General features: G+C 57.0%; 20 protein-coding genes. All 20 read left to right on the forward strand.

Translation table 11 applies throughout. The features are described 5' to 3' along the window. A partial coding sequence (locus M1136_08635) for an FCD domain-containing protein (GenBank protein MCL5075691.1) occupies positions 1-614 on the forward strand: 614 nt, incomplete at its 5' end. 11 nt (positions 615-625) lie between these two features. Continuing rightward, positions 626-1,606 carry a hydroxyacid dehydrogenase gene (locus M1136_08640; GenBank protein ID MCL5075692.1) on the forward strand — a complete coding sequence of 327 codons (981 nt, stop codon included), beginning with the start codon at positions 626-628 and terminating at the stop codon, positions 1,604-1,606. 15 nt (positions 1,607-1,621) lie between these two features. After that, entirely contained in the window at positions 1,622-2,404 is a 783-nt protein-coding gene (locus M1136_08645; GenBank protein ID MCL5075693.1) for an aldolase/citrate lyase family protein, read from the forward strand. A 198-nt stretch (positions 2,405-2,602) separates the two neighbouring features. Then, the gene (locus tag M1136_08650; GenBank protein ID MCL5075694.1) at positions 2,603-4,063 is read left to right on the forward strand and encodes a CoA-acylating methylmalonate-semialdehyde dehydrogenase; all 1,461 of its coding nucleotides are present in this window, start codon (positions 2,603-2,605) and stop codon (positions 4,061-4,063) included. Between the two features lie 201 nt (positions 4,064-4,264). Beyond that, positions 4,265-5,287 carry a LacI family transcriptional regulator gene (locus M1136_08655; GenBank protein ID MCL5075695.1) on the forward strand — a complete coding sequence of 341 codons (1,023 nt, stop codon included), beginning with the start codon at positions 4,265-4,267 and terminating at the stop codon, positions 5,285-5,287. 77 nt (positions 5,288-5,364) lie between these two features. Further along, entirely contained in the window at positions 5,365-5,850 is a 486-nt protein-coding gene (gene rpiB, locus M1136_08660) for a ribose 5-phosphate isomerase B (protein ID MCL5075696.1), read from the forward strand. Between the two features lie 4 nt (positions 5,851-5,854). Continuing rightward, positions 5,855-6,679, forward strand: a complete 825-nt coding sequence (locus tag M1136_08665; protein ID MCL5075697.1) for a sugar phosphate isomerase/epimerase — start codon at positions 5,855-5,857, stop codon at positions 6,677-6,679. 29 nt (positions 6,680-6,708) lie between these two features. Further along, positions 6,709-8,058, forward strand: coding sequence for an amidohydrolase family protein (locus tag M1136_08670; GenBank protein MCL5075698.1), 1,350 nt, complete (start codon positions 6,709-6,711; stop codon positions 8,056-8,058). Then, positions 8,028-9,269 (forward strand): M20 family metallopeptidase, encoded by a 1,242-nt coding sequence (locus M1136_08675; protein MCL5075699.1) that lies wholly within the window; start codon positions 8,028-8,030, stop codon positions 9,267-9,269. Before M1136_08670 ends, M1136_08675 begins: the two co-directional genes overlap by 31 nt. Then, on the forward strand, positions 9,262-10,569 hold the full coding sequence (locus M1136_08680) for an amidohydrolase (GenBank protein MCL5075700.1): 1,308 nt from the start codon (positions 9,262-9,264) through the stop codon (positions 10,567-10,569). Before M1136_08675 ends, M1136_08680 begins: the two co-directional genes overlap by 8 nt. 162 nt (positions 10,570-10,731) lie before the next feature. After that, positions 10,732-11,814 (forward strand): ABC transporter substrate-binding protein, encoded by a 1,083-nt coding sequence (locus tag M1136_08685; protein ID MCL5075701.1) that lies wholly within the window; start codon positions 10,732-10,734, stop codon positions 11,812-11,814. 141 nt (positions 11,815-11,955) lie between these two features. Continuing rightward, positions 11,956-12,717, forward strand: a complete 762-nt coding sequence (locus M1136_08690; GenBank protein MCL5075702.1) for an ABC transporter ATP-binding protein — start codon at positions 11,956-11,958, stop codon at positions 12,715-12,717. Between the two features lie 35 nt (positions 12,718-12,752). Beyond that, the gene (locus M1136_08695) at positions 12,753-13,598 is read left to right on the forward strand and encodes an ABC transporter permease (GenBank protein ID MCL5075703.1); all 846 of its coding nucleotides are present in this window, start codon (positions 12,753-12,755) and stop codon (positions 13,596-13,598) included. Between the two features lie 190 nt (positions 13,599-13,788). Next, on the forward strand, positions 13,789-14,898 hold the full coding sequence (locus tag M1136_08700) for a BMP family ABC transporter substrate-binding protein (protein ID MCL5075704.1): 1,110 nt from the start codon (positions 13,789-13,791) through the stop codon (positions 14,896-14,898). A gap of 11 nt (positions 14,899-14,909) precedes the next feature. Next, positions 14,910-16,448: an ABC transporter ATP-binding protein gene (locus M1136_08705; protein MCL5075705.1), complete on the forward strand. Its 1,539-nt coding sequence runs from the start codon at positions 14,910-14,912 to the stop codon at positions 16,446-16,448. Then, positions 16,441-17,550, forward strand: coding sequence for an ABC transporter permease (locus tag M1136_08710; GenBank protein ID MCL5075706.1), 1,110 nt, complete (start codon positions 16,441-16,443; stop codon positions 17,548-17,550). The genes M1136_08705 and M1136_08710 overlap by 8 nt, the downstream gene beginning before the upstream one ends. Beyond that, a complete protein-coding gene (locus M1136_08715; protein ID MCL5075707.1) occupies positions 17,525-18,451 on the forward strand; it encodes an ABC transporter permease in 927 nt (308 codons plus the stop codon). The genes M1136_08710 and M1136_08715 overlap by 26 nt, the downstream gene beginning before the upstream one ends. A 133-nt stretch (positions 18,452-18,584) precedes the next feature. Beyond that, positions 18,585-20,006 (forward strand): amidohydrolase, encoded by a 1,422-nt coding sequence (locus M1136_08720; GenBank protein MCL5075708.1) that lies wholly within the window; start codon positions 18,585-18,587, stop codon positions 20,004-20,006. A gap of 77 nt (positions 20,007-20,083) precedes the next feature. Next, the gene (locus M1136_08725) at positions 20,084-22,873 is read left to right on the forward strand and encodes a molybdopterin-dependent oxidoreductase (protein MCL5075709.1); all 2,790 of its coding nucleotides are present in this window, start codon (positions 20,084-20,086) and stop codon (positions 22,871-22,873) included. Further along, positions 22,873-24,204, forward strand: a complete 1,332-nt coding sequence (locus M1136_08730; protein MCL5075710.1) for a 5'-deoxyadenosine deaminase — start codon at positions 22,873-22,875, stop codon at positions 24,202-24,204. Before M1136_08725 ends, M1136_08730 begins: the two co-directional genes overlap by 1 nt. The last annotated feature ends 5 nt before the right edge of the window (positions 24,205-24,209 follow it).

Genomic DNA, 24,209 nt, shown 5'->3' on the forward strand with positions numbered 1-24,209 from the left:
ATTTTATTTCGACTCACCTCCGCGAGGCCCTCCGAGCGCTCCAGGCGATAGGCATCATAGAAATTCGCCGCGGCATCGGGATGTTTGTGACCGAATCGCCCCTGAACCCCATTTCTAAGAGTTTTGACTGGTCGGTTTTCCTCAAAGCCGAGCAAGTCGAAAAGATTATGGAGGCACGCCATATCCTGGAAGTTGGGCTGGCCCGCGTCGCGGCATTGCACGCCACAGACGAAGAAATTGAGGAAATGTCCGAGATTCTTGACACCATGTCTGACGCCTTTCGCCACCACAACACTAGGCTCTACGAGGAGGCTGACATCCGCTTTCACTTGGCCCTAGCCAGCGCCGCTGATAACCCGCTACTACTGCGTTTCGCTCAAATTTTACGCTCAGCCTTAGAGACGTTCATTAAGGCTGTCCCCCACACTGCGGCCGGGTTCAAGTATCACCGGGAGGTGCTGGAAGCGATCCGCAAGCACAACCCTTCCAAGGCGGAGGCGGCAATGCGCCGTCTGCTGAGCGTCACCGAAATCCATCTCCAGCAAGCCAAACCTGGGGCATCGACGCCTAACCCGAATGCTGTGCTCGCTTCGGAAGCCATCTCACAGAGGTGAGTCGAAATAAAATGAAGAAAGTACTGCTCGACAAGCCGATCCATCCCCAGGCTATGGCCCTGCTCCGGCAAGAGGTCGAACCGCTTGAAATGTACCAGGCCTCCTTGGACGAACTGAGGGCCTTGTTGCCTCACGTGCACGGAGTCATCGTCTCCGTCGGATTCCCCATCCGGGCACACGAGATCAAACTCGGCCAGCGCCTGGAAGTGATCGGTCGGCCGGGTGCTGGCACGGACAGCGTGGACGTGGAGGCGGCTACCTGTGCTGGCATTCCAGTCGTCTATACGCCAGATGCCCCTACCGAATCCGTCGCCGAGCACACGCTGTGTATGATGCTGATGCTGGCCAAACGGATGCGGGTAGTAGAGAACGCGCTGCGTGCGGGACACTTTGAGATTCGCACCCAAGTGGTCGGTAGCGAACTGAGGGGCAAAACAGTCGGTGTGGTGGGCTTCGGACACATCGGCCGGCGGGTGGCCGAGATCTGTCAGAGGGCCCTAGATAGCCCGATCCTGGTCTATGACCCTTATGTGGATCCAGAACAGGTCTGCCAGCAAGGAATGGAACCCGTCGCGGGTATATTGGAGCTGATGTCTCGCTCCGACGTGGTCACCATCCATACGCCTCTGAACGAGGACACGTGCGGCCTGGTCGGCAGGCCCCAACTCGCTGCGATGAAGCCCAGTGGGTTCCTGATCAACACCTCTCGCGGGCCAGTGGTGGATGAAGCGGCACTCATAGAGGCGCTTCGCCATGGGCAGATCGCCGGAGCCGGACTGGACGTCTTTGAGAAGGAACCTCCGCATCCCGACAATCCCCTGTTCCAGATGGAGAATGTGGTAGTCACCCCGCACGTGAGCAGTTTCACCGCTGAGGGGCGGGCCCGCATGGGGATCACGGTGGTCCAGGAAGTCCTTAAGGTATTTCGTGGGGAGTGCCCCACTTTCTTGATCAATCCAGAAGTCTGGCCCCAGCGAAGAATTTTGCCATAGGAGGCACCGCCTGAGATGCGACCCAACAGGCTCCGCGGAGTGCTTGCCCAGGGAAAAGCGGTCTTTGGCACGATGCTCCAAGAACTACGCTCTCCAGCAGTCCCTATAATTCTGGCCAACGCTGGGCTTGATTTTATCTTCGTGGACATGGAGCATGGCGCATATAATATGGAGACTATCGCTGATCTGATCAAGGTGATCCGCCTGACCGGTGTCTGCCCTCTGGTGCGTGTTCCCAATGACGAATATCCTTGGATCGCCCGCGCCCTTGATGCGGGAGCAGAGGGGGTCATGGTCCCTCGTGTTGAAACACGAGACCAAGTCGAGCGGATCGTCCGCTATGCCAAGTACCCGCCGGTTGGTGAGAGGGGTTGCTCGGTGGTGAAGGGCCACAACGATTACCGCACCGCAGACCAGCTGGAATTCACCCGCCACGCCAATCAGGAAAACCTGATCATTATCCAGATCGAACGCCAACGTGCGGTTGAGAACATTGATGATCTACTCTCGGTCCCCGGTGTGGACGCGGCGGTCATTGGCCCGAACGACCTCGCCCTTTCTTACGGCGTGCCTGAGGACCTGAGCAACCCGCTGCTGGCTGATGCCTGCCAAAAAGTGGTGGATGCCAGCCGGAGGCATGGATGCTTCTCAGGGATGCACGTGGGAGACGTACAGACCCTCAAATTCTGGATGGCCAAGGGGATGAGGGTCATCGTCTATTGGACGGACATAGGTATGCTGGCAGCGGCCAGTGTCAAGGGGCTGGCCGAGCTTCGTCAATCTGGCCAACAGCTGTAGAGACTTATTCACCCGTCCGCAGGAGGAGTGGGACATGCAAATGCTCGTATGGTCAAGGCCATCCACGACGCTCTGGGCGTTTGGGTCACCTCACTGCCCGCATGGCCGAAGAAGGTATTGATTGCCCTGCGGGCTCGCCAGTCATCTGGAAAGGGAAGGTAGTTAAGGGTTATCATCTCGGAACGGGGAGGTTGTAGAATGAGCCCAGCACTGCGCACACTCAAAAACTACATCAAAGGAGAATGGGTCACGTCCAAGTCCGAAGTGATTCTTGACGTGATGAACCCGGCCACTGACGAGCCGATCGCCCGCGTCCCTATATCCACAGTGGCCGAGGCCAACGAAGCCGTTGAGGCCGCTTACGAGGCCTTCTGGGGCTGGCGTTCGACGCCTCCGATCAGCCGGGCCCAGTATATGTTCCGCCTGAAGGAGGCCCTTGAGGACAGTTTTGACCAGATCGCCGAACTCGTTACAATGGAGAACGGCAAGACCCTCGCTGAGGCTCAGGGTGAGGTGCGGCGCACTATTGAGAATGTGGAGGTTGCCTGTGGCATTCCCTCACTTATGCAGGGGTACAACGCTGAAGATATCGCCGAGGGCATCGATTCCATTGCCCTCAGACAGCCGTTGGGGGTCTTTGTTCATCTGGCTCCCTTCAATTTTCCGGCAATGGTTCCTTACTGGTTTGCCCCCTATGCCATCGCTACTGGCAACACTTTTGTGGTCAAGCCTTCCCCTCAAACGCCGCTCACCCAGGGCTTCATCACGGAACTGGTGGACAGGATCGGTCTGCCCAAGGGTGTCCTGAACCTGGTGAACGGCGCTAGTGAGGTAGCAGAGGCGCTCATGGCCCATCCCAGGGTCAAAGGGGTAACCTTTGTCGGCTCAACGCCGGTGGGCAAGCATGTCTACAGTTATAGCGCCTCCCACGGTAAGCGTGTGCTGGTCCAGGCTGGCGCTAAGAATTTCCTGGTCGTCATGCCTGATGCAGACCTCGAGCGCACGGTGGAGGTGATTATGACCTCGGCCTATGGCTGTGCTGGACAGCGCTGCCTGGCAGGGTCAGTGGTTCTGGCCGTCGGTGGCGTCTCTGAGGAGCTGGGGAAACGAATGGTTGAGGCCGCCTCCGGATTGAGGGTTGGCTATGGTCTGCATCAGGCTACGCAAATGGGCCCGGTCATCTCGCGGCAGGCCAAGGAGAGGATCCTTGGCTACATCGAGCAGGGCATCCAGGGGGGAGCGAATCTGCTCCTCGATGGTCGGGGCATCCAGGTGCCCGATTTCCCCCACGGCTACTTTGTCGGGCCCACCCTCTTTGGCGAGGTCACGCCTGACATGACCATCGCGCGCGAGGAGATTTTTGGGCCAGTATTGGGCATCATGCAGGTAGAGAGCCTTGCAGAGTGTTACCGCATCATCGCGGGCAGCCCCTTTGGCAATGCGGCGAGCATCTTTACTCAGAGTGGCAAGTTGGCGCGGGAGTTTGCCTATCGGGTAGAGTGCGGGAACATTGGGGTCAATATCGGCATCGCCGCACCTGTCGCCTTCTTCCCCTTTGGGGGCATGAGAGACTCCTTCTTCGGCGTGCTCCACGGTCAGGGGCAGGATGCGATTCGCTTCTTCACCGATGACAAAATCATGACCATCCGCTGGTTTTAGCTATCGGCCGAACTTGTTGGCCAAGAGAGGATGAACGCAGAAATGGACCACAGGAAACTGCTCAGAACTTGACAAGTTCCGGTCCCCCCGCTATGATGTGAACGTTCACATTCGGGCGATTTTTTCTTAAGGGTTGGTTGTATGTACCATCGCTTCCCTCTACACCGACCAGCCCTATGCGAGTCCTTAGGGAGAAGAGAAGTGCCACCGGTAACGATCAAGGATGTGGCTGCCCAAGCCGGTGTATCGTATCAAACCGTCTCGCGCGTCATTAACAATAAGCCTGAAGTCGCAGCGGAGACGCGCCAGAAGGTTCTACAAGTGATCAAGGAGCTCGATTACCAGCCCAATGTCCTGGCGGGGAGCCTGCGCCGACGGGAAACACTGACCATCGCCCTGATCATTCCGGATACGTTTAATCCCTTCTTCGCTGAGGTGGCTAAGGGGGTGGAGGAGACTGGCTTTCAGTTCGGTTATAGCCTGGTCTTGTGTCACTCCGACTACGATGCTCAGAAGGAGCTGCGCTATGTGCACGTGCTGCGCTCCAAGCGAGTGGATGGCGTGATCCTTATCCCATCTAGCCCCGCCAGCGAGGCACTTCAGGTGCTGCTTAAACATAAGATACCGGTAGTTCTGGCTGACCGTAAGCCAATGGATATGGCCAGCGAGGTGGATACGGTCACTGCCGATAATACCCAGGGTGCCCGCGCAGCGACGGAGCATCTAATAAGATTGGGGCATCGTCGGATCGCTTTTATCGCCAGACCATTTCCAATGACCCACAGTGCAGGCCGACTGCACGGCTACCGGCTGGCCCTGGAGCAGCATGGCCTACCGTTCGTGGAGGAGATGGTTGTCCACGGAGGATTCCGCTATCCAGCTGGGGAAGAGGCCATGCAGCACCTGTTGTCCCTGAAGCCGCCCATCACGGCCGTTCTGGCGTACAACGACATCATGGCCATCGGCGCCCTTAAGGCCATCAGTGACCGTGGGCTGAGTGTGCCGAGGGATATCTCGGTGGTGGGGTTTGATGATATCCCCCCAGCTGCTTATACCGATCCGCCCTTGACCACTGTAGCTATGCCCAAAGTGGAGATGGGCAGGATCGCTGCCCAGCGCCTGATGCAGATGGTCGATAGCGGCCCCGGCGCCGAGAAGAAGGACATCGTCCTGGAGACTCATTTAGTGGTACGAGGATCAACTGCTCCTCCGCCATCTTTATAAAACAGGAGTCCGCCTCCGGCGGATGGCGGGAGGCTTGGGGGGGGCAATTTCGCCTCGACTAGGGCTAAGGAGGTAGGGTGAAGGTCATCATCGGTTCCGACCATGTCGGTTGGGAGTTGAAACGGGAGCTCGTCGCCTTTTTGCGCAGCCAGGGGCTGGAGGTCACCGATGTTGGGACACACTCAGCTGACCCGGTTGATTACCCAGACTTCGCTTACCTTGTCGGCCAGGGCGTGGCTGCAGCCGAATATGACAGAGGCATCCTCATCTGTGGAACCGGCCTGGGCATGTCCATCGCCGCTAACAAGATTAAGGGGGTTAGGGCCGCCCTTTGTCACGACCTGTTCACGGCTAAGAAGAGTCGGGAGCATAACGATGCGAACGTCCTTGTCCTGGGGGCTTGGCTTGTTCCGCCACAGCACGCCTTCGAGATCATATCCACCTGGCTTCAGACGGAGTATGAGGGGGGAAGACACGGTAAGCGGCTGGAAAAGATGAAACAACTGGAGGCGGCGTGGCAGGACTGCCGGATGGTATCCTTGGCTGATATAGAGGGGGGATAGGGGGTTGTCTACTTCCCCTAAACTAAGCATAGCCATCTCACCCCATAAGGGCCGCTTTGCCCCCCTGGTCTTTGCCGGTCACCTCGTAGAGGGGGTCAGAAAGATAGCCCAGCTGGGCTACGACGGCCTGGAGCTCTCCCTGTGCAGGTCGACCGACATTGATATCGCGCAGCTGAGCGCATTGCTACGGGATTACAATCTACGAGTTTCGGCCATTGGTACGGGGCGGGCCTATCTGGAGGACGGTTTGAGCTTTGTTGATCCTGAGCAGTCCGTGCGCGAGAAGGCCGTGGGGCGAATGAAGGAACAGATAAAACTAGCCTCTTGCCTTGGTGCTCAGGTGCTCCTGGGCTTAATTCGGGGACGGCTTCGGGAAGATGCATCGTTGAGAAAAAGGCAAAGGGGATGGGCCAGGCGGGGCATCCAGGAGTGCGCCTCCTTCGCTGCCGACCTGGGGGTAACCCTGGCCCTGGAGCCGATCAATAGATACGAAACGAATTTTATCAATACCGTGGCTGAGTCCCTCGCGTTTCTGAAGGAGATCGACCGCAAGGGGATCGCCCTCTTGATGGATACCTTTCATATGAACATTGAGGAGGTCTCCTTCCGCGAAGCCATCCTCACTGCTGGAGAGCGGATTAGTTATGTCCACTTCGCTGATAGCAATAGGTGGGCCCCTGGTTGTGGACATCTGGATTTTACTGAAGTGGCCCGTGCCCTGTCTGAGATCGGCTACAGCGGCTTTGTCTCGGCCGAGATCTTGCCCAAGCCAGATGATGCGTCGGCTACGGAGATGGCCATCAGTTATATGCGGCGGGTATTCAACTAGCGATCGGAATTTGTTTGTGGAGGAGGAGAATGCTGCTCATCAAGAATGGTTTGATCGTCACTATGGACAAGGAGAAGAGGATCATCAGGGATGGTTGCCTTCTTGTCCGAGGCGATCGCATCACCGGGATAGGGACAGCGCAAGAGGTGGGCGAGGTCGGTCCTGGAGATGAGGTGATAGAGGCCAAAGGGATGGTCGTCATCCCTGGCTTCGTCAGCACCCATAACCACCTTTATAGCGCTGTAGTGCGCAGCATACCCTATGCCGGCTTCGAGAAGGCCGATTTTTCCTTCATCTCCTGGATGGAGCGTTTTTGGCTGCCGTTGTTAGAGGATAAGGTCACCCGAGAACAACTCTACATCGGAACCTTGGCTAACTGTTTGGAGCACATCCATAGCGGAATCACCACGACCTCAGATACGGCGGAAGGGTCCTATGCCCTGCCAGGTGCCCTGGACATGGTTGATCAGGCCGTGATGGAATCGGGCATGCGGGGGGTCATCTCCTTCGAGACGACGGGGCGCATCAGCCCGCAGAATGCTCAACTGGGACTGGGGGAGAACGTCAGGTTCGTTGAGAAAGCCCGTCGGAGAGGGGGACGGGTGGAGGGACGCTTAGGGGTGCATACCACCTTTACCTGTCCGACAGAGCTGCTCAAGCAGGTGCGGGAGGAGGCGAACAGATTGGGTGCTGGTCTGATGATGCATCTGGCCGACGATCGGTGGCACACCTTCGATACGACCAGAAGGTTTGGTCAACGGCCAGTCAAGTATCTGGAGGATATCGGCTTCCTTGGCCCGGATGTCCTCCTGTTCCACTGTAGCTACATAGATCCCTTACAGGACCCGGAAATATTTCGCCAATATGATGTAAAGGTGGCCCATAACGCCGAATCTAACGCCATTTTCGGCTTTTGGCCAAATATGATGCCCCTGCTTAAGGCGGGGGTTACAGTTGGATTGGGAACCGATGGACAAACCCACTCTATGTTTGAAATAATGCGCACTGCTCAGATGATCCACCGCATCCGTTACGAAAACCTGGAGATTTTGCCCGATGCTCAGGTCCTGGAGATGGCCACGATTGAGGGGGCGAAATGCTTGCAGAAGGAGAACGAGATCGGCTCCCTGGAGGTGGGGAAGAAGGCCGATATTGTGCTCATCTCTGATGCTCGGAGCACGGTTCCCCTCTTCGAGCATAACGTCGCCAGCTACGTGGTCGGTACCTGTGAGCGGGGAGACGTGGATATGGTCATCATCGATGGGAATATCGTCGTGAGGCATGGGGAGCTAAAGACGGTGGATGAAGCCCAGGTGATAGCAGAATGTCGAAAGGAGGCTAGACTTCTATGGGAGAAGAACAACTGGCCTCTCCCCTGATGGAAGGAAAACGTCTATTGGAGGCCATCAACGAGAGCGAAGTAATTGATTTCGCCCGAGCTATGATTCGCATCCCCAGCGAGGTTGGCCATGAGAGTAGGCTGGCCGGCTTTCTGGCCGACCTCTTCGCCGGGATGGGGCTACGGGTGCAGAAACGAGAGCTCTCTCCGAACCGTCTCAACGTCCTTGGTATCCTGGAGGGCAAGAGGCGACCGGAGAAGATAGCCCTTCTTTTCCATGGGCATACGGACACCATACCAGTCCTGGGGATGAAAGACCCCTTCAGTGGCGACCTGGTTGATGGCTACATCTGGGGCAGGGGGTCCGTTGATCAGAAGGGTGGGCTGGCCGCTGCTACGATGGCGATCAAGGCCCTGGCCGAGGCGCGGGTGCCACTGGATGAGAGCGTAGCTATCGCCGCGGTCATCGATGAGGAATCTGAGCACAGGGGAAGCATGGGGCTTGTGGAAGATGGTTTGCAGGCTTCCTGGGCCATCGTCACTGAACCGTCTGATCTTAAATTAGTCATCGGCTGTAAGGGTACGCTGCCGGTCAAGATCTGCGTCACGGGCAAGACGGCCCATGGCTCACGCCCCTGGCTGGGAATCAACGCTATCGTCAAGGCTACACGGGTGATAGATAAGTTATGTAAAGTACCGCTCCCCTCGCTTCATCTCCCGGCAGTAGGGGAGGTCAGGGCCACGCTCAATATCGGACTGATTGAAGGGGGCACGGCCTACAATAACGTCCCCGATCGCTGTTGCCTCTGGCTGGACCGACGGATGGTCCCAGGAGAGACCCCAGCGGAGGTGCTCGCTGGGATGCAAGGAATATTGGACGGCTTAGCCGCGGCTGATGCAGAATTCAAGGCGAGCCTGGAGGTGGCCAGGCCGGACTGGCGGTGGGAGCCTATCCGGGAGCGGGGACTTAAGCCGGCCACGATCCCGGCCGATTCCCCCCTCATCTCCGTTCTGCGGAGGAACCATCCCTTAGTAGTGGGAGAGGAGGCAGCCCTGGCCTACAGCGATGGTTATATGGATATGGACTTCTTGATCAACGATCTAGGCATTCCCACGGTCAATTATGGACCGGGGGATACGGTCCTGTCCCACGCTGATGACGAAAGGTTAAGCGTCAAGCAATTGCTCTGGGCCACGAAGGTCTATGCCCTGACGGCCCTCGACCTGGCCCAAGGGAGGGTCCATGCTTGATCTCTTGATCCGGGGGGGCTTGATCCTGACTATGGATGCCGGGGGACGGATCATCCTGGAGGGCTCTCTGGCCGTCGACAAGGGGAAGATCGTCGACTTAGGTGAGGGGTTGAGCCAGCCAGCCAAGAGGGTCATTGATGCCAGGGGTAAGGTCGTCTTGCCTGGGCTGGTTGATGCGCATATGCACGAGACCCTGACACGGGGAGTGTGTGAGGACCTGCCCCTGATGCGCTGGCTAGCGGAGATCTGTTTCCCTCTGGATAGGGCTTACACGGCGGAGGCCATGCATGCCGCGGCCCTGCTCAATCAATTGGAGATGATCAAGGGGGGCATCACCACCTTCATCGATATATACCGCTTCCCAGAGGAGGCAGCCAAGGTGGCTGAGAAGTCGGGGTTGCGGGCCATCTTCAGCCCTCAAATTATTGAGCACCCCACTGGCGTGGGCGAGAGCCTTGATTCAAGCATGGAGTTTGTGCAGAGATGGAAGGGGAAGGGTCGCCTCCAGGCCTGGTTCGGTCCCCATGCGCTTTATTCCTGCTCTCCCGAGATGTACCAGGAGATCAAGCGTCTGTCCACCGAATATGGGGTCGGGATCCACACCCATCTGGCCGAGACGCGGGAGGAGGTGGAGACGATGTACCGGCAGCACGGCGTCTCGCCAGTCAGGCTCCTTGACGATTCGGGTGTGCTTGGACCATCCCTCCTAGCAGCTCACTGTGTTCATCTCTCTGAGGAGGATATAGCCATCCTGCAAGCGAGAGATGTGGCCGTAGCCTATAACCCGACGAGCAATATGAAGCTCGCCGCGGGGATAGCCCCGATCCCCCAACTGCTCAGGGCAGGGGTGAGGGTGGGATTGGGTACCGATTCCAATTTGAGCAACAACAACCTCGACATGTTCGAGGAGATGCGCCTTGGGGCTATTCTGCAAAAGCTACAGGAGAAGGATGCAGCCCTGCTGCCTTGCACTAAGATGCTGGAGATGGGCACCATCGGTGCGGCCCGCTGTTTGGGGCTGGCTGAAGAGGTTGGCTCCCTGGAGGTGGGAAAGAAGGCTGATATCATTATCGTCGATCTGAGAAAGCCGCATCTCTGGCCGCTTTTGCTGGATAGGCCGTCTAACATCGTTGAGCATCTGGTCTACTCGGCCAACGCCGGTGATGTGGATACAACCATCGTCGATGGACAGGTGCTCATGGAGAGTAGGCAGGTGATGACCTTGAACGAGGAGGAGGTCTTCGCCACCGTGCAGGCGGCAACGGCCAGACTGATAAGACGAGCCGGGTTGCAGTCGTAGAGAAGCCAGGTTTGACCATCCGCTTTCGAGCAAGTGAGAAAGGAGGCGATGCCGCGGGAAAAAGAGAAGCAGTTGGGGGAGGAAGAAGAGAATCTGTGCCCTGTTAGTTTGAAAGTTGCGTTGTAGTCCGAGCGTTGTGGGTTGTGTAGGAGGAACACAAAAATGAAAGGGAGTAGAGTCGGTGTCGTGTTATCTCCCCTGTCAAGGAGGGATTTCCTCAAGTCGGCGCTTGCCCTCGGGGGTACATTAGCCCTCTCTTCAGGGGCCTTGGCCGGGCTTACAGGCTGTGCGCCAGCCGCGCCCAAGTCCTTAACTAAGGCTCCGGCGCGCTTGGGTTGGACAAAGTGTACTGAATATGCCGGTATGTTTGTAGCGGATGACAAGGGCTACTACAAAGATGAGGGATTGGAGGTGGATATCCGCACCGGTGGAGCTGGGATCGACCCAATAGCCTTGGTGGCAGCTGGTTCCGAAGATGTTGGTGTACCCAGTAGCGGAGCTATGGTAATTACTTCCCGCAGCCGAGGGATACCAGTCAAAGCCTTCGGGGCTCAGTATGAGAAACTTCCCTTCTGTCTACTATCCCTTAAAGAATCAGGCATTAAGAGTGTCAAAGATCTTAAGGGTAAAGTTGTCGCGTGGACACCAGAAGCCCGCTATATGCTTGAGATGCTACTGAAGATGCATGGCATGTCGCCAACGGATGTAAAAATAGTCGGTCAAGGCTACGATGTCACACCACTAATTATGAAGCAATGGGATGCTTGCAGTGCGTGGATCGTGAACCAGCCTTACCTGGTGCAAAAGGCAGGAAAGGAGTGGAGCTGCATATTGGGTTACGACCTTGGCATCCGCTTCCATGCCATGATCTATGCTGCTAGCGATGAGCTGATAGCCAAGGAGCCAGGGAAGATTGAGGGCTTCCTGCGCGCCACACTTAGGGGCTGGAAGTACGCCCTTGAACACCAGCAAGAGGCCATCGATCTGGTAGTGAATAAGTATGCTAAAGGAGCAGATCCGGCCGTGGAGAGGTTTCAGATGGATACACAGATACCCCTCATACTGACGGAGACGACCAGAAAGCATGGTATGGCCTGGATGAGCGGGGAGGTATGGGATTTTGGCATGAAGATGTTGTATGAGTACAAGCAAATCACAAAGCTGTTCAACATTGACGAAGTATTCACCATGGACTTCTTGCAGAAGGTACACAAGCCTACGCCGATCTTACCGACCGGGGTGTAGCTAGGATCTTCAAAGGATGTCTATCCTGGTTAGCTGCCTTAGCGAGCAGCTAACCAGGATAGAGATTATTCCCTGCTCCTGCCTGGCCGATAAGCCTTAGGAAGGCAACAGGGGGCCATTAACCAAGGGAGAATTATACTAATGATACCAGCCATCGAAGTCATAAATGTGACCATGGAATTCGAGACCGGTAAGCGACGCCTGCGGGCCTTGGAGCGGGTTACCTTTGATATTGCCGAGAATGAGTTCGTCACCCTCATTGGTCCATCAGGTTGTGGTAAGTCGACTATGTTGCGCCTGATCGCTGATATCCTTCAGCCCACCCGTGGGCAGATCCGGGTGAAGGGGAAGACGACGGCGCAGGCCCGAAAGGACTATGACTTCGGCTTCGTCTTCCAGGATGCCGTTCTCCTCCCCTGGCGAACGACCCTCTCCAATGTGCAGCTGCCTTTAGAGATCCTGACCACTCCTTCTGAGGAGCGTCAGAGTAAGCCATTGGGCTTGCTCAACCTGGTTGGTTTATCTGGCTTTGAGCAATCTTATCCTCGTCAACTCTCCGGCGGTATGCGCCAGCGCGTGTCCATCGCCCGCGCCCTGGCCACTAACCCCTCTGTCCTCTTGATGGATGAGCCCTTTGGTGCCCTCGATGAGATCACCCGGGAGCGGATGAATCGGGAGCTGCTGACTATCTGGGGGAGCACCACTACTACCGTCGTCTTCGTCACTCACAGCATCCCTGAAGCCGTCTACCTTTCTGATAGGGTAGTGGTCTTCGCGCCCTTGCCAGGGCGGGTTAAGGAGATCGTCAAGATTGACCTGCCTCGCCCCAGGCTGGAGGCCATTAAGGACAGTCAAGAGTTTTATGACCACGTCACTAAGGTGCGACGGTGCTTAGCCGCCTAAAAAAAAGATATTGGTGAGGGAAAGAGGGAAGACAAATGCCTGATTTGGATGAGGCCATCATTAAAGAGATGGAGACTGTCGTCGAAGAGGAGCTCCCCCTACAAACCAGGTGGCAGGGGCTATTAAAGGAGACACGTCGCTCTGCTGTGCCGATACTGATCATCGTAGCGGTCTTGTTCGTCTGGCAGGTGGTGCAGACGATCTGCCGCTTCCCGGAGTACATTATCCCGAAGCCAAGCACTATCTGGGCCACCATGGTCAGCCAGTGGTGGTGGCTTATGGAGAACCTTTTAGTTACCCTCTTGGAGGCGATGGGTGGCTTCGTCCTTGGCAATGGGATCGCTATTTTCCTGGCTGTCCTGTTCGTCTATAACCGTACTATCGAGCGAGCCGTTTACCCTTTCGCTATTACCCTACGCAGCATTCCCATCGTGGCCATCACCCCTATCCTGGTCCTGATGCTGGGTAGTGATTGGCAGCCAAAGGTGGCTATCGCGGCTATCATCAGCTTCTTTCCTACCCTGGTCAATGTGATTAAGGGATTGGAAGCCTTGGAGCCCTCGGCCTTTGAGCTGATGCACGTCTTCAATGCTACTACAATACAGACTTTCCAGAAGCTCCGCGTGCCCTCCGCAATGCCTTATCTCTTTGCGGCCCTGAAGATCTCGGTTACCTCGAGTATGTTGGGGGCCATAGTGGCTGAGTGGATCGGTGCCAATCGTGGTCTGGGCTACCTGTTGATCATAGCCACCTTTCAATTTCAGACTGATGTCCTTTGGGCAGCGATGTTACTTGCCGCTGCCACGACTACCATCTTATTTTTCGCGATGGGCTTTATTGAGGGCATAGCGATACCTTGGCGGGGGAAGATCGAGGTGTGAGGTTCTAAGTAGAGCTGTTGAGATTGCAAACGCTGATCATCGCCGAGCTGGGGCGGGGATAAGTTGGTGATTGCCTCTTTGACGGCCTCAGCAAGACTATGGGGTAAGGAGGTGGTTCTAGGGAAAGAGATCCACGTGTATAATGGTAACAAACGTAGCCTGGGCAAAAAGTACGTGAAGGAGGAAAGGAATGAGACATAGCTTCCACTTGCTAACTGTAGTGGTCTTACTGTCCCTTATGGTCGCTCTGGTGGGGGTTGGCTGCGCTCCAGCTGCCCCCGCGCCGACGGCGACGCCAGCGAAGGCCCCTGTAGCGGCGGCCACACCAACTAAGCCGCCTGCGGCTGCTCCTACGCCGGCCCCAACCCCGACCAAGAAGCTCGTCTTCGCCATGGTCACTGACCAGAGTGGACTCGGTGATCAGGGTTTCAATGACTTGGCCTACGCCGGGTTGAAGATGGCCGAGAAGGAGTTCGGATCACAAACGAAGGTTGTCGAGTCTCGCGAACAGGCCCAATACGTCCCTAACCTGACCGGCCTGGCGCAGCAGAAGGTTGACCTGATCGTGGGCGTCGGTTTTCTGTTGGTGGATAGCATGAAGGAGGTCGCTCCACAGTTCAAGAACAGCCATTTCGCCCTAGTCGATGCGGAGGTGGATGCCCCGAATGTGGCCTCCTTGCTCTTCAAGGAGCAGGAGGGGGCCTTCCTTGGTGGGGCAGTGGCCGGTCTGCTCACTAAGAGCAATAAGATCGGCTTCGTGGGAGGCATGGAGATCCCCCCTGTCGTGCGCTTCCAGGCAGGCTTCCAGGCTGGTATAAAGACTACGAACCCGAACGCTGAGGTCTTGATCGGCTACGTGGGTTCCTTCGCTGACCCGGCGAAAGGGAAAGAGATGGCCCTATCTCAGTTTGCTAAGGGAGCCGATATCATCTTTGAGGTTGCCGGTGGTGGCGGCGTTGGGGTCTTCAGCGCGGCCAAGGAAAAGGGCAAGGGCTTCTGGGTTATCGCTGTGGATAGGGACAAGAGTAACCTGGCGCCAGATAATCATCTGACGGCCGTGGTGAAGCGGGTCGATAGTGCTGTGGCCGATGCCTGTAAGGGCGTGGCCACAGGCACCTTCAAGGGTGGTGTCCATCAATTCGGTCTAAAAGATGGTGGAATGGGTCTGGCCGAGAGCAAGTATATCCCCGCTGACGTCATGCAGAAGGTGGCGAAGCTCAAGGAGATGGTGATCGGCGGCCAGGTAGTTCCCCCCAAGAACCTGGATGAATTGAAGACCTTCACCCCACCCAAGCTGTAGGGAGGTTCTCTTTGGCGTCCGCGGTCGTAATGAAGGATATCGTTAAGCGCTTCCCCGCTGTATTGGCCAACGACCATATCACGTTGGAGGTTGAACAGGGGGAGATCCACGGTCTTCTGGGCGAGAATGGCGCTGGTAAGACGACGCTGATGAATATCCTTTATGGACTTTGTCATGCCGATAGTGGGGAGATTTGGCTGCGCGGCCAGCGCAGCCAAATCTCCAGCCCCCATGAGGCTATCGCTCAGGGCATCGGCATGGTTCATCAGCACTTCATGCTGATCCCTCCCTTCACCGTCGCTGAAAACCTCATCCTTGGCGCAGAGACCTCCAGGAGGGGGTTCTTGGATCGGCACGCTGCAGCGGGGATCGTCACGGAGATATCCCAACGATACCAGCTGCGGGTCGATCCTCTCGCCCGGGTACAGGATATCTCCATCGGCATGCAACAAAGGGTAGAGATCCTCAAGGCCATCTACCGCCGGGCTGATATCCTGATCCTCGATGAGCCAACGGCCGTTTTGACGCCCCAGGAGGTACGCGAGCTCTATGAGGTTATGAACAATCTGAAAAAAGAGGGGCACACGATAATCTTCATCACCCACAAGTTGAACGAAGCGCTCACCGTAGCGGATCGCATCACTGTCCTCCGAGATGGAAGGGTCGTTGGTACAGTCAGACCGGCCCAAACCAACGAAAAACAACTGGCGCGCATGATGGTGGGGCGCGATGTTCTCCTGCAGGTAGAGAAACCGGCCGTGCAGTCTGGACCGGTGGCGCTTAAGGTGGAGAATCTGCATGCTGTTGATAATCGTGGTCTACCAGCTGTCAGGGGCGTCTCCTTTGAGATTCGCTTCGGTGAGATCATCGGCTTAGCTGGCATAGCTGGCAATGGTCAGACAGAGCTGGTGGAGGTACTTACTGGTCTGCGTAAATCCACCGCCGGCCGCATCTTCGTGGATGGCAGAGAGGTCACCGGACTTTCACCCCAGCAGCTTTTTCAGGCCGGTATAGCTCATATCCCGGAGGATCGTCACCGCAGGGGGCTTATTCTCGACTTCTCCCTGATGGAAAATTTCATCCTTGGCTTTCAGGATGATCCCCCCTTCGCTGGAAGGGTGGCCTTAGATTATGTCAATGCTACGGAATTTGCTGATAGATTGATCAAGACCTTCGATATTCGCACCCCTGGCTACGCGGTAGCGGCCCGTTCCCTCTCGGGAGGGAATCAACAAAAGGTAATCCTGGCTCGTGAGTTTCAACGCTCCCCTAAGGTATTGATCGCCGCTCAGCCCACGCGTGGTCTGGACATAGGGGCGACGGAGTTCGTGCACCAGCGACTGGTGGAGCAACAGCTCCAGGGCAGGGCGGTCCTGCTCGTCTCCCTGGAATTGAGCGAAATCCTTGATTTGAGTACGCGTATCCTGGTCATGTACGAGGGACAGATCGTCGGGTCATGTTCGGCCGGCGAAGCGACAGAGGAGCAGCTGGGACTGTGGATGGCTGGGGTCAGTGCGGAGATGGTGCAGGAGGCGAGAGCTGATGGCTAGGCTGGCCTCCCTACGGTCTGACAGCAAGTGGATGAAAGGGCTGACGAACGTTTTCATGCCCGTCTTAGCTGTCCTTTTCGCTGTAATCGTGGGTTCTCTTATCCTCATCGTCTGTGGAGACAACCCTATGGCGGCCTATGCGGCCATGTGGGAGGGGGCCTTTGGTGATAAGCGTAACATAGGGGAGACGTTGCTCAGCGCTACACCCCTTATTTTCACCGGACTGGGTGTGGCCGTGGCCTTTCGCTGTTCCCTCTTCAATATTGGTATAGAAGGACAGCTGATCCTGGGGGGATTCTTTGCTGCTTGGGTCGGCTTCGCCCTTACCGGTTTGCCGAAGGTCGTTCACCTTCCCCTTGCTCTCCTCATAGCTGTCGGGGCGGGGGCGGTTTGGGCGGCCATCCCCGGGTACCTTAAGGCCAGGCTGGGTGTGCATGAGGTCGTCAGCACTATAATGATGAACTATATTGCCTTTAAGATCACCGGCTTCTTCGTCGGTGTAAGGGGTTCCTTGCGGGCACCGGGACAGCTGCCGGCGACGCCGCCGGTGGAAGAAAGCGCTCGCCTGGACCGCCTCATTGAGGGGACACGCCTCACCTCGGGGATCTTTCTGGCCCTCATCTGTGCAGTGATTGTCTGGTACCTTCTTTTCCGGACCAGACTGGGCTACAGGATTCGGGCCGTTGGTGCGAATCCACTCGCTGCTGAGTATGGGGGCATCAACGTATCCCGGTCGATGGTTCTGGCCATGGCCATAAGTGGGGGTTTGGCCGGCCTGGCCGGCGGCGTTGAGGTTTTGGGCCTGCATTATCGCTTTTATGACCAGTTCTCTCCTGGCTACGGCTTCGATGCGATCGCTATCGCCCTGTTGGGCCAGCTCCACCCCGTGGGGGTGGTCCTGGCCTCCCTGCTCTTTGGCTCGTTAAGAGCAGGTTCCATCCTGATGCAACAGGCGGCTGGCATCAGCAAGGACCTGATCCTGATTCTTTCAGCGCTCATCATCTTCTTTGTGGCGGCCAGTCGGATGGTGGGCTACCTGTTTACAATCCGTCGGGAGGAGGTTGTCGTCCTTGAACCTGCTGAGTCAACTGATCGATCTTAGCCTTCTGGCGGCCACCCTGCGGCTGGCCACACCAATCATCTATGCCGCCATCGGCGGGCTCTTCTCCGAGCGTTCGGGGGTGATGAATATTGCCCTTGAGGGGATCATGCTCATAGGGGCCTTCGTGGCGGTCGTCGTCTCCTTCTTCACTAATGATCCCTGGTTAGGAGTGCTGGCGGCTATGATCGCTGGAGGGCTGACGGCGGCCATTCACGCTGTAGTTTGTATCAAGTTTAAGGCTGATCAGATTGTGAGTGCTACGGGCATTAACATTCTGGGGGCCGGGCTGCCTGGCTTTCTCCTGGTGAGGATCTGGGGACAATATGGCATGTCTCCCCTCGTCCCCGGACTATCTACAGTCCGGCTGCCGTTGCTTTCTGATGTTCCCATCGTGGGGCCGGTTCTGGGATCGCAAAATCCCCTGGTCTATGTTGCTCTGTTGCTGGTACTCATAAGTCATATCTTTTTCTTCTGGACGCCACTCGGCCTGCGGATTCGGGCCGTAGGGGAACATCCGAGAGCAGCAGATACAGCGGGGATTGATGTCTTCAAGCTACGTTATGCCTGTGTGATCACCAGCGGGGTTCTGGCTGGGATCGGTGGTGCTTATCTCTCGGTGGGTCAATTGTCACAGTTCAGTCAGCTTATGACTCAAGGGCGCGGCTTCATGGGACTGGCGGCGATGATCTTTGGCAATTGGAAGCCGGTCGGAGCGCTTATAGCCTGCCTTCTCTTTGGCTTTGCTGATGCCTTGCAGATGTCGGCTCAAGCGATGGGAGTCCCCCTCCCTCCGGAGTTCCTCCAGATGGTGCCCTATGTGTTAACGCTGATCGCTGTGACCGGCTTTATAGGCCGAGCAATAGCCCCAGCGGCCATTGGTCGTCCGTACGAGAAGGACTGATACGGCCTGTCGCCTTAGAGGGATCGCGAGGGGGTCTCTCTGAAATGAAGGATCAGGGTTTCTCGCCGTATCCTCTCCGAAAATGCGGAGAGGATTTTTCGGGGATAATCCCCGGGCACATTTGAGGTGGTGGATGATGATTGATTTACTGATTCGGGGGGCAACCATCGTCACGATGGATGAGAGACGTATGGTCATTGAACGGGGAGACCTGGCCGTGGATGGGGGGGTGATCGTCGCCCTGGGGGAACATCTGGACTATGAGGCAGAGAAGTGCCTCGAGGCAGATGGCTGCGTCGTCCTCCCAGGACTGATCAATGGTCATACCCATGTTTATCAAGCCATGATCGAGGGCATCGGTTACGACATGCACTTCGATCCCTGGAACTGGCGCTATCTCTTTCCTATCGTCTCCAAGATGGAGCCAAAACATGCCACGGCCAGCGCCGAGTTGGCCGCCTTGGAGATGATCAAGAGCGGTACGACTACCGTTTCCGATCACTGGTATCTGCATACTGATTTCGAGAACATTCGCTTAGTCGCTCAGGCGCTCGACCGGGCTGGCCTTAGAAGCCATATCGTCTACGGGCTTCTGGACCAGACCTTCGCCGGTGAACGCATTGAGTCCGAGTACATGACCATGGTGCGCCGGGAGGATGCCCTTATCGCCGAGTCGCGGCGCTTCGTGCAAGATTGGCATGGAAAAAACCGTACTATGGTGGCCCTCGGTCCTGGCTCTACGGAGGACATCAGCGACCGCCTTTTGAAGAAAACGATCGCTCTGGCCAAGGAGATGGGCCTGTCCATAGCCACGCATGTGGCGGGCTGGCAGGATATCATCGCCTATTGTTATAAGCGCTATGGGATGCGCGATCTGGAATATCTCCACTCGCTAGGACTAACTGGACCTGATTCAATCTTCATCCACGCGGTTTGGCTCTCCCCAGGGGAGGTGGAGATCCTGGCCGAGACGGGAAGCAAGGTGGTCCATTGCCCAGTGGCCAATATGCATTTGGGCTATGGCATTGCCGCGGTTCCAGAGATGCTCGCCAGGGGGATCTGTGTGGGGCTTGGTACTGATGGGGCGGCCAGCTACACCTATGATATGTTCGAGGTGGCTAAAACGGCGGCCCTCCTGCATAAAGTGGCCAAATTGGATGCTGAGGCCGTGACGGCCGAGCAGGCCCTGGCTATGGCTACTATCAATGGGGCCAGGGCATTGGGACTCGCTGACCAGGTGGGCTCCCTTGAACCTGGCAAACGGGCCGATTGCATCATCGTCGATTTCGCTCAACCTCATCTGTTAGATACTACCAGAGTTGTTCCCCAGTTGGTCTACAGCGCACGGGGAAGCGATGTGGTGACTGCCATCATTGATGGGAAGGTGGTCATGGAGAATCGGGTGGTGCAAACGATGGATGAGAAGGCCGTATTGTCCAGGGCTCGCCATATGCGGCAGGACCTTCTGGAACGGGCCGGACCGGAGACGAGGGAACTGATCGCTGCCCCCTGGCCCAAGAGCGGCTCATATTGGCGAGCCCGTCCCGAAAGATAAACCGGGAAGGTGTCCTCGCAGAGTCCTCCTTCCCCTCCGCAAAGATAATCGAGGAAGATGCAAATGGAGGAAGGGTTTTGGATAAGATCGCTATTTCTCTGATTGTGAACGGTCGGCCTGTGTCTGCTTATGTCTCTCCGAATACTACCCTGCTTACTTTCCTGCGGGGAGAGTTGCAGCTGACCGGTACCAAGAACGGCTGCGCCCAGGGACACTGTGGCACCTGTACGGTCATCGTCGATGGGGAAGCGGTGCGTTCTTGTCTTTTGAAGATGTCCCGCTTAAACGGTAAAAGGGTGGAAACCATCGAGGGGCTTTCAAGGGGTGACGAGCTCCACCCCATCCAGCAGTCCTTCGTCAATTGTGGGGCTGTTCAGTGTGGATTCTGTACCCCAGGCATGATAATGAGCGCTAAGGCCCTCCTCGATCGCTGTCCTGATCCCACTGAGGAGGAGATCAAACAGGCCCTGGCCCGAAACCTTTGTCGTTGCACAGGTTATGTCAAGATCATCGAGGCCGTGCAGGAGGCAGCCAGGATGTTGCGTGGGGAGAAGAAACCGGCCGGGATCGAGCTCCCCCCAGATTCTAGGGTGGTCGGCCGTCCTGTACCACGAATTGATGCTATTCCCAAGGTGAAAGGGGAAACGAAGTACGCTGACGATCTGACCATCGACCATGTGCTTTATGCCCGGGCTTTGCGCAGTCAGTATCCCCATGCGGAGATCATCTCTATTGATACGCGTGAGGCAGAAAGGGTACCTGGGGTGGTGGCCGTGCTGACGGCCAAGGATGTCCCGGGGCGGAACGCCTTTGGCCTGCTTATCCCTGACCAACCGGTATTGGCCGATAAGAAGGTCAGATATGTGGGGGATGCCCTCGCCCTCGTCCTGGCTGAGAGCCAGACGGTGGCTGAGGCGGCCCTGGAGCGGACAAAGGTGGAATATCGTCCCCTGGAGGTGGTCTCTACCCCTCAGCGGGCGCTGGAGCCGGACGCCCCTCTCATTCACGAGAGTGGTAATGTGCTGGCCCATATCAAGGTGCGCAAAGGGGACGTCGCCAAGGGTTTCGCTCAGGCAGACGTGATTGTGGAGCAGGCCTATTTCACCCCCTTTATTGACCACGCCTATTTGGAACCGGAAGCTGGGCTCGCTGCTCCAAACGAGGACGGCGGCGTAACGATTTGGGTTGGTAGTCAGGGCCCTGGGGACGACCGCCGCCAGGTCGCCGCCTCGCTGGCCCTGCCCGAGGAGAAGGTGCGCATCATCCATCTGCCCACGGGGGGAGCCTTTGGAGGACGCGAGGATGTCACGGTTCAGATCCTTTGTGCTCTAGGGGCCCTGCACACCAAAAGGCCAGTGAAGATGGTCTTTTCCCGGCTGGAATCGTTGCGCGTGCGGATCAAGCGGCACGCTGAATACCTGCGCTACAAAACGGGAATGACCAGGGACGGCAAACTGGTGGCCGCGGAGGTGGAAATCATCGGGGACACAGGAGCCTACGCCTCTGCCGGTGAGGCCGTGCTCTTCCGTTCGGCCGAGTTCGCCTGTGGTCCCTACGTTATTCCCAACGTGAAGGTTGATGCCTATGCCGTTTACACCAATAATGTCCCTTGTGGGGCGATGCGCGGCTTCGGTTGTCCTGAACCGGCCTTCGCCTCGGAGGCGCATATGGATTTAATAGCCCGTAGACTGGGCATGGACCCTCTCAATCTGCGCCAGATTAATGCCTTGGATGTAGGCAGGGCGACGATCACCGGTGATCGGTTGGAGCACGGCGTGGGCTTAAGGGAGACTATATCCAGGGTACAGGAGGCCCTGACGACGACAAGCATTCAGGCTGAACCGGGCAAGAAAGTGGGTGTAGGTATAGCTTGTGCCTATAAGAACGTCGGCTTGGGATCCGGTATGGAGGATGCTGGCGGGGCAATCATAGAATTGACTGATGAGGGGAGGGTACTCCTCCGTGTGGGGGCAGTTGACCTCGGACAGGGCTCTGATACGGTTCTGGCGCAGATTGCCGCTCAGACCATAGGTATGGGCTATGATCACATGATTGTCCAGGCTGGTGATACAAAGGAGGCCCCTGAGGGAGGCATGACCACCGCCTCCCGCCAGACCTTTGTGGCCGGCAACGCCGTTTTGCGGGCCGCAGAGAGATTCAAAGAACAGCTCGTCTCATTCGTAGCGGATGAATTTCAGCTTGATCCATCCCGCATCATTATACAGGGGGGACATTTTATCGACCAGGGTGAGGGACGCCTCCTCTTGTCGTGGAAGGACCTGTCTGCCTTAGCCCAGACGAGGGGTTGGAGGCTGCGAGCCGAACATCGCTACGTCGCCCCTCAAACTTATCCTCTCCCTGAGTCAGCTGACCTGCCAGTGGGAGGGGACCCGGAAAAATATCGTCTCCATTTCTCCTATTGTTTTGCCACGCATGTGGCCATCGTGGCTGTGGACGAATCCTCCGGGGAGGTAGAGGTGATGAAGGTCATCGCCGCTCACGACGCGGGCAAGGTCATCAACCCTCACGGGGCGGAGGGACAGATCGAAGGAGGGGTGGTGATGGGGATGGGTTATGCCCTTTCGGAGGAATTTAAGCTGGACAATGGACGGGTAATCACCGATACCCTGGCCAAGTGTCGGCTTCCCACTATAAGGCAGACACCTGAGATCACCCCTATTCTGGTGGAGGATTATCACCCCTTTGGTCCTTATGGGGCTAAGGGCATGGGCGAGCTGGCCGTGGCCCCTGCTGCTCCGGCGATCATCAACGCCATCTACGATGCTGTAGGGGTGCGCATCACTGAGCTGCCAGCCACGAAAGAGAAGATACGACAGGCCCTTAATCCTAAAGTGGAGGTCGTTTGATGGGCTCGTTGCTAATTCGCAACGGACTATTGGTCACCATGAATGCCACCAGAGAGGTCTATGAGGGCAACCTGTACTGCGAGGATGGCCTCATTCGGGAGGTAGCCAGCCAATGTTCGGAGGCGGATACGGTCATCGAGGCCCAGGGCAGGATGGTTCTCCCCGGCTTCATCCAGACGCATGTGCATCTCTGTCAGACCCTCTTTCGAGGTTTGGCTGATGATATGGACGTCATCAATTGGCTGCGCAGGCGCATCTGGCCCCTGGAGAGCAGCCATAATGAGGAATCGCTTTACAGCTCAGCGCTGCTCTCTATCGTCGAGATGATCAAGAGTGGTACCACCACTGCCCTCACGATGGAAACGGTCAATCACACGGATGCTGTCTTCCAGGCTATCCTGGAGAGCGGTTTTCGGGCCCACAGCGGCAAGGCCATGATGGATGTGGTGGAGCTGGGAACGGGGATGGTGGGTGAGAGCACGGCCGATTCTCTGGCGGAGACGAAGCGTCTCCTGTTCGCCTTCCACGAGAAAGGGAATGGACGGTTGCGTTACGCCCTCTGCCCCCGCGGTCCGGGCAATACCTCGACGGAGCTCCTTGCCGCAGTGGCCAGACTGGCTAAGGAGCATATGATAATTATCCACACCCACGCTGCCGAGAGCCGGGCGCTGACGGAGAAGTGGTCGTCCTCTCCAAGAGGTAGTGATGTGGTCTATCTGCATTCCCTTGGCTTAACCGGGAAGAACCTGGTCCTGGCTCATTGTATCTGGGTGACGGATGAGGAGAAATGGATCATTAAGGAAACAGGGACAAACGTGTCTCATTGTCCCTCATCCAATCTGAAACTGGCCTCTGGCATCGCTCCCATTCCAGAGATGCTGGAGATGGGCATCAACGTCTCCTTGGGGGCCGATGGCGCACCGTGTAACAACAATCTGGATATCTTTCAGGAGATGCGCCTGGCCTCACTGATTCAGAAACCACGCCTGGGCCCACGGACCATGCCCGCTGGACAGGTCCTGGAGATGGCCACTATTGGTGGGGCGAGGGCTCTGGGGATGGAAGATCAAATTGGTAGTCTGGAGGTGGGGAAACGGGCCGACATCGTTCTCCTCAACCGTCAGGTGCCTCATGCCAATCCCACGAGGGGAAGCGAGCCGTCCTCAGCGCTGGTCTATGCTCACCGCGGTCACGATGTGGATACGGTCATCATTGATGGACAGGTGTTGCTGCGAAAGGGGCAGTTTACCAGTTTGGATGAGCGTCGTGTCCTGGCCGAGGCGGAGCGCGCCCTGGAGCGACTGCTCTCCAGAGTGGGATCAATGGCTTGAAGGAG

The organism is Chloroflexota bacterium (assembly GCA_023475225.1).
GTDB lineage: Bacteria > Chloroflexota > UBA6077 > FW602-bin22 > JAMCVK01 > JAMCVK01.